The following is a 6,997-nucleotide window of genomic DNA, read 5'->3' on the forward strand; positions in this document are numbered from 1 at the left end:
GGCTCGCTCGTCGCCGAGTTTTGGGACAGATCTGGGGGAACAACATTCATGGGCCCAAAATTCCAGCGTTTTGGTCCCACCCGAGTGGCAAACCGCCTTGCTTTCTCGACATTTCCGTGCGAGTGGTGCGACAAAACCCCGCGCGTTGTTCCCCGCATGTGTTTTGGGCCAGTGGAGTTGTCCCAAAACTCGGTGGGTGGCGATTCGCTCCCGCGAACGAGCGACCGTCCATGAGCTCACTCCTGAACTGGCGCCAGCAACCTCATTCGGCGGACCGGTAGCCCACGCCTTTGGCCTACAGCTTATGGCCTAGAGCCAACAGCCAAGCCAGATTGCCAAAGATCTGCGGTAACCAGACCATGCCGCACTTCCATTGGACCAAACCCCCGCCCGACTTCAACGGCGATTTTTTGACAGCGCCGGATTGACAGAGAAGCCGGCCGGGTGGCACTGTCATCGAGTGTGCCACTGGCTTTGCCAGCGTAGGCCAACTGTATTCGGTTTGCACTCCACTTGGAACCATACATTGGGGCGAGGTTGGCCAACGAACTTCTAAGTTCCGAACTCCTTATCGTTGGGGCTCCGCAGGCATTCGTTCATGGCAGTGCAATTCACGGGCAGAGCCCGTGGCACACAGAAGAGTGGGGCTTGGTCAGTGCCACCCGTCCGTCAACGAAATTGACACAGACAATATACATTCCGATGTTGATCTTGCGATCGTCACAACGACTGGCAGTCAATGGGAAATTCCCGTCTACGATGCGGCGGGCAGCATGATCAACATGCCACTTCGTGACACGAATTCCCCTGTGGCACTCAAGTATGACGCCTGGAATCGTCTCGTGCGGGCAGACATCATACCAGAGAACACTTGGGTGACGACCGAGTACGATGGACTACATCGACGGATAGTTCGTGACGCGACACATTCGGGTGGTGATAAGCGCCATTTCTACTACAACGAAAAGTGGCAATGCCTGGTCGAGGCAGTTGACTCGGGTAGTGGGCCTGTAGGCGACACCTTGTACAGTTACCATCCACAATACATTGATGCTGTGGCTACCCGCATGCGGGCCAGCGACGGGCACTACTACTGCCACGACGCCAACTTCAACGTCACAGCCTTGATGAGCATCAACGAAAGTGCCAAGCCGGTTGTCGAGCGGTACAGTTACACACCGTACGGCGAGGTAACGGTTCTCAATGGCCACGCGACGTACGACCCCGATGGCAGTACTTACGCCGAATGGACCGCAGACCCCGACAACCAGAGCGACATTGATAACGAGTTTCTCTATACCGGAAGGAGACTCGATCCTGAGACGGGGTTACAATATTCGAGGTATCGGTACTACCACCCGCAGCTTGGGCGGTGGGTTACGCAAGACCCGATTGAATATTTGGGCGGATTCAATCTGTACGAATACGTGGATGGAATGCCAACATTCTATGAAGATCCGTTTGGCTTATATGTACATCACCCCTATCCGTTGTATTTGGGCGGTTCCAACGATCAACTAGGTATCGACTTGCCCATGAAAAATCACCAAGCCGCACACAAGTATTTTAAAGATCGGGGTTACGGCTTTGGCGATGCCGGACGGGCCAACTGGAAAAAACTGAATGCTGCACAGCAACGAAGAGTTATTCGTGGGTCACTAAAGGCCGCAGGAGTCAAATCATCTGACATACGAAAAATCATGAAGAGTGCGTTTAAGGGTTCCAAAAGTGGAACAAAAATGCCCCGCGGTTCCGGACTCGGAAAGAACTTCATTAAAGGGGCAGTTGTTTCTGCGATAGTCACATACCCCTACGATTTGTACGCTGCCACAGCAGACGACATCGAGGCGTTCGGAGTGAGAGTATTTTCCTGTGAGGCTTACCAGATACTCATGGAGAAAGCCCGTAGCGAGGGAAATAAGTCCGATTCTGCTGAGATACTTCAGCCGGATGGCTCCGTAATTTATGTGCAAATCGTTCCTCGAGTAGACCCTAAGGATGGTGGTATGCGTTGCTACATAATTGCACGCCGCACATACTACGATGAGGAAGGTAATCCTCAGGAGATGGAATGGATAGTAAGGGATGACAAATCATGCCCCGCCACTGGGTGTAGTGCTCGGTATTCTGTGAAAGGAGGGGGCTGGACTTGTGCACCACCAGTGGGTGAGTGAACTTTGTGTAGTAGTACCAAGGCAAGGCTTTAGGTGATGGCGTTTTTGCTTGCCCTCAATTACTTAGTGTGGGTATTTGCATCTTATTAGCAAGGTCGGTTCACAGTGGACAAGAATAGAATTCCCGTGGCATTTCTTTGGTTTGTCCCGGTAGTTGAGGAACTCACTTCAGAGAGTTTTATCAGCGGCAGTTCCGAATTGTCATCTGAGTCGCTGGAGTTGTTGGAAGACAAGCTCGACCGCCAAGTAAGGCAAGCAATCGAGTCATGGATCGATCAGGATGACACGTCAGAAAGGACCATTTTTTATATGGCGATGGTCAAGTTGGATGAACTTGGCCTATTGAGAGACACGGAACCCACTCTCGACTATGCATATTGGCATTCGCAGATGTTTGCAGAAATCTGGGGGGACCGGAGAGCCGCTATTAGACAAATAGGGAGCGGCTTCCTTGATGGTCTGTCCCACACAGAACGTGAAGAACTAATCCGCACTTTGGAAAGGAATAGTGAGACTGAGGACAATCCGAATACCCAAATCTGGCTAATGTGGCTTTTAGCTCACATGGAACAAGGTGTGTCGCTCAAACTAGAGAAAATCAAAGAGCTGACTTTCGATTCTGACGAGGATGAATACGACGTACTTGTAGATGGATGTGAGGCTCTGCTAACACTCCCTGGGCTGACCTCGTCTGATTACTACAGGATTGAGGAGATAATGTTTTCGAATGAAACGGATGAATTCGATGCTGCATGTATCCTGGTGGCTTGGCTCCAAAGTGATTTCACAACAGAGGAGAGTAAGGCACGAGTTTGGCGAAATGCTAAGAACTCAAGGAACTCTGAGTTGCGGCAGACTGCTTTAGAGCATGATAACTTTGAAACGTTGTAATGGTGTCAGACGGCAGACTTCCTTTGGCCAATGGATCACGACACCGACGAAGACCGAAGACAACCCGGTCAGGGATTGGCTTACTGTTACGCGCAGCGTGTCGTTTCATCACGGCCTCTGCAATCTGATTGGCCGTATGGTCCAAAAACCAAACCGCCCGAGAACCATTGGAATTGCAGAAGTTGCGAACACCACCAGGGCTGACTCTCAGGCAATTGCACCATAGTGATGCTGCAACACGACTCCACAGAAGTGAAGAACCGCTGAACGATAACACCGATGCATCATGTGAGTCTGGCGGTAGCCAGGATCGTAAAGGGCAATCCGTGCCTCACGGATCATAAGAGGCCAATGGATCGTCTCGCCCGCCACCGCCGCATGTAGGCTGCCTGCGTGACGTTGTACAGCGGGTTGAGCCAGCGTCCGATGGTCTGTGGCGAGCCGAGATTAAAACGTAGCTTGATGGCGTGGGTTATCTCGGTGAGCGTGAAGTGGTGACCACGTAGAAACCTTGCGTACTGGCGGTGGTCTGCGATGGGATGCTCGCCGTAGACTTCGGCCACCGCAGCGGCCCAGCCGATTTGGCTGGCGAGCAGTTCACATTGTTCGGCTCTGGTCATAGTAAAAAAGGGGCGGCCCCCCGTGAGAGACCGCCCCAACCTCGCTTACGGCCGGGTGGCACTGTCATCGAGTGTGCCACTGGCTTTGCCAGTGTAGGCCAACTGTATTCGGTTTGCACTCCACTTAAAACCATACATTGGGGCGAGGTTGGCCAACGAACTTCGAAGTTCCGAACTCCTTATCGTTGGGGCTCCGCAGGCATTCGTTCATGGCAGTGCAAATCACGGGCAGAGCCCGTGGCACAGAAGAGTGGGGCTTGGTCAGTGCCACCCGTCCGGGTGAATAGAGGAGGCACTCTACTCTTTAACTAGGGAAGTAGATTCTTCCTCTATGGTCACCCATTCCTAATGCCACCTTGTCTTCAGGTCGACATCCAGCGCGACACCACCATTGACGCCGCGGACTTCTTGGTCTGGAAGGATCACTTTGGCGAAGCGGCACAACTTATTTCCGCAGCCACTACGGTGGTCCTCCAGCCTGGAAACTGCCTGCCGCGGCTCGTTGACGTCCGCAACCCCGCAACATAATCTAGGAGCATGTTAGCAGCCCGTGTTATTCCCTGTCTCGACGTGAACCAAGGCCGTGTGGTCAAGGGCACCAACTTCGTGAACCTTCGCGACGCGGGTGACCCCGTGGAGGTGGCCGCGCGGTACGAGGCCGAGGGGGCCGACGAGCTGGTGTTTCTCGACATCACCGCCAGCCACGAAGCGCGGGCCATCACGCTCGACATGGTCCGCCGCACCGCCGAGCGGGTGTTCATGCCATTTACCGTGGGGGGTGGTATTCGCACGCTCGAAGATGCCAAAGCCCTGATCACCGCGGGCGCCGAAAAGGTGAGCATCAACTCGGCCGCTGTGAAGACGCCCGAGCTGGTGAGCCAGGTGTCGCGGTGGTTTGGCAGTTGCGCGACGGTGGTAAACATCGATCCCAAACGCATCACGGGCGAGGACGGCCGCGAGCGGTGGGAAGTGCACATCAACGGCGGCCGCATTCCCACGGGGCTCGAAGCGGTGGAGTGGGCGCAGCGGGTCGAGGAACTTGGCGCCGGCGAAATTGTGCTCACCAGCATGGACTGCGACGGCACTAAGGACGGCTACGACCTGGAGATCACCCGCGCGGTGAGCGAGGCGGTCTCGATACCGGTCGTCGCCAGCGGCGGAGCGGGCAAACCCGAACACCTGGCCGACGCCATCATCGAAGGCAAAGCCGATGCGGCGCTGGCGGCCAGCATTTTTCACTTTGGCGAATACACCATCGAAGAAACCAAACGCATCATGGCCGAGCGGGGCATCCCCGTGCGGATGCTAGTTTAGCTGCCGCCCGGTTTCCGCTCGTCCAGCATGTTTCACTCATTCTGGAATTCGGCGGAACATTATGTCTCATCCAACGGCTGTTCGGTTTTCATTCTTCGCAATCGCCTGGTCCATCGCCACACTCGGTGGTGTGCAGGTTCCGGCTGGTGCTCAGTCGATCGAGCTCGAGCAATACGACGTGCAGGTCAATCGGCTGATCGCGCGGATGACCCTGGCCGAGAAGATCGGCCAGATGACGCAGGCGGAGTTCAGCGCGCTCGAGCCTGGCGAGATCAAACGGCTGGCGCTCGGCTCGGTGCTGTGCGGCGGTAACTCCGATCCCCAAGAGGGCAACGCCGTGGGGCCCTGGACCGAGATGTACGACAGCAGCCAGCGCCAAGCGCTCGAGACCCGCCTCGCCATCCCGCTGCTGTTTGGCGTAGACGCCGTACATGGGCACAGCAACGTGCTGGGCGCGGTGATCTTTCCGCACAACATCGCTCTGGGATGCACCCGCGATGCAGAGTTGGTGGAGCGCGTCAATCGCATCACGGCCGAGGAAATCAGGGCCACCGGTATCAACTGGAACTTTGCCCCCTGTGTGACCGTGCCGCGCGACATCCGTTGGGGACGCACCTACGAAGGATTCAGCGAGTCGCCCGAGTTGGTTTCGCAACTCGGCGCCGCTGCGGTGCGCGGTCTGCAGGGATCGGATCTGGCCAGTCCCGGCAGCGTACTGGCCTGCGCCAAGCACTTCGTGGGCGATGGAGGTACCCAGGCCGAAATGCGTGCTTCCAGCTCGTTTGGCGACGACGTGCAGCTTCGGCTCGACCAGGGCGACGTGGTGTGCGACCTCGGAACATTGCGCCGCGTCCACCTGCCGCCCTACATTCCAGCCATCGAAGCGGGCGTTGGCTCGATCATGCCTTCGTACAGCAGTTGGAATGGCGTGAAGTGCTCGGGCCACAAGCAACTGCTGACCGACGTGTTGAAGATCGAGCTCGGCTTCCAGGGTTTTCTCATCTCCGACTATAACGCCATCGACCAGATCACGGACGACTACAAGGAGTGCATCCGCGTCTCCTGCCTGGCAGGCATGGACATGTTCATGGTGCCGACCAGGTACCGCGAGTTTACCGAGAAGCTTACCGAACTGGTCGAAGAAGGCGCGGTGCCCGAGGAGCGAATCGACGACGCGGTCCGCAGAATCTTGCGCGTCAAAGCGGCCATGGGCTTGTTGGATGAAGGCGTTGACCCGCTGGCCGATCGTAGTTGGCAGAGTGAATTCGGCTCGCCCGAGCGCAGAGCCGTCGCCCGCCAGGCGGTCCGCAAGTCGCTAGTGTTGCTGAAGAACGAAGGAAACGTGTTGCCGCTCGCGAAAGAGAACTCGCGAATTGTCGTGGCCGGCAAGGCGGCCGACGACCTCGGCATCCAGTGCGGCGGTTGGACCATCGACTGGCAGGGTAAAGAAGGCAAAGTCACCACCGGCGGCACCACGCTGCTCGCCGGTATCCGCCAGGCGGTGGCGGGCTCCGCCCAGGTCGATTATACGGCCGATGCGAATGATATTCCTCAGGCCGACGTGGCGATCGTCGTCGTGGGCGAGAAGCCCTACGCCGAAGGGCTGGGCGACACCGGCAGCTTGAGACTTTCCGCCGAAGACCAGCAGCTTATCCAGCGCGTCCAAGCCACCGGCGTTCCGACCGTGCTGGTCGTGCTGTCCGGCCGCCCGCTGGTGCTGGGCGACGCACTCGAGTCGTCGCAATCCGTGGTAGCCGCCTGGCTGCCCGGCACCGAAGGCGCCGGCGTGGCCGACGTGCTATTCGGCGACTACGCCCCCACCGGCAAACTCTCCTTCACCTGGCCCCGCACAGCAGATCAGGAACCGATCAACGTGGGCGATGCGGAATACGATCCGGAGTTCAAGTACGGCTTTGGGTTGACGTACGGGGAATAGGTTTTACCGCTCGACCGACTGCGCGGATCTGGCATTTCCGGCTGGATGTACGAGTGGTCTCT

At 57.0% G+C, this 6,997-nt stretch carries 6 protein-coding genes; 5 read left to right on the top strand and 1 reads right to left on the bottom strand.

Annotation, left to right across the window (positions count from 1 at the left end; translation table 11 throughout):
• Nucleotides 1-626: 626 nt before the first annotated feature.
• Both NG895_RS03030 and NG895_RS03035 read left to right on the top strand, forming a co-directional pair.
• Entirely contained in the window at nucleotides 627-2,174 is a 1,548-nt protein-coding gene (locus NG895_RS03030) for an RHS repeat-associated core domain-containing protein (RefSeq protein WP_252850973.1), read from the top strand.
• Between the two features lie 105 nt (nucleotides 2,175-2,279).
• Nucleotides 2,280-3,065 carry a hypothetical protein gene (locus NG895_RS03035; protein WP_252850974.1) on the top strand — a complete coding sequence of 262 codons (786 nt, stop codon included), beginning with the start codon at nucleotides 2,280-2,282 and terminating at the stop codon, nucleotides 3,063-3,065.
• A 338-nt stretch (nucleotides 3,066-3,403) separates the two neighbouring features.
• On the opposite strand, the gene NG895_RS03040 is transcribed toward NG895_RS03035, so the two are convergent.
• Nucleotides 3,404-3,685 (bottom strand): hypothetical protein, encoded by a 282-nt coding sequence (locus NG895_RS03040; protein ID WP_252850975.1) that lies wholly within the window; start codon nucleotides 3,683-3,685, stop codon nucleotides 3,404-3,406.
• 348 nt (nucleotides 3,686-4,033) lie between these two features.
• Here NG895_RS03040 and NG895_RS03045 point away from each other — a divergent pair, with 348 nt between their 5' ends.
• From NG895_RS03045 to NG895_RS03055, 3 genes are all read left to right on the top strand, one after another.
• On the top strand, nucleotides 4,034-4,213 hold the full coding sequence (locus tag NG895_RS03045; RefSeq protein ID WP_252850976.1) for a hypothetical protein: 180 nt from the start codon (nucleotides 4,034-4,036) through the stop codon (nucleotides 4,211-4,213).
• Between the two features lie 9 nt (nucleotides 4,214-4,222).
• Complete coding sequence (gene hisF / locus NG895_RS03050) at nucleotides 4,223-4,999, top strand: imidazole glycerol phosphate synthase subunit HisF (RefSeq protein ID WP_252850977.1); 777 nt, start codon at nucleotides 4,223-4,225, stop codon at nucleotides 4,997-4,999.
• 61 nt (nucleotides 5,000-5,060) lie between these two features.
• Entirely contained in the window at nucleotides 5,061-6,935 is a 1,875-nt protein-coding gene (locus NG895_RS03055; RefSeq protein WP_252850978.1) for a glycoside hydrolase family 3 protein, read from the top strand.
• The last annotated feature ends 62 nt before the right edge of the window (nucleotides 6,936-6,997 follow it).

Source organism: Aeoliella straminimaris, from assembly GCF_024054565.1.
In the GTDB taxonomy this organism is placed as follows: Bacteria; Planctomycetota; Planctomycetia; order Pirellulales; family Lacipirellulaceae; genus Aeoliella; species Aeoliella straminimaris.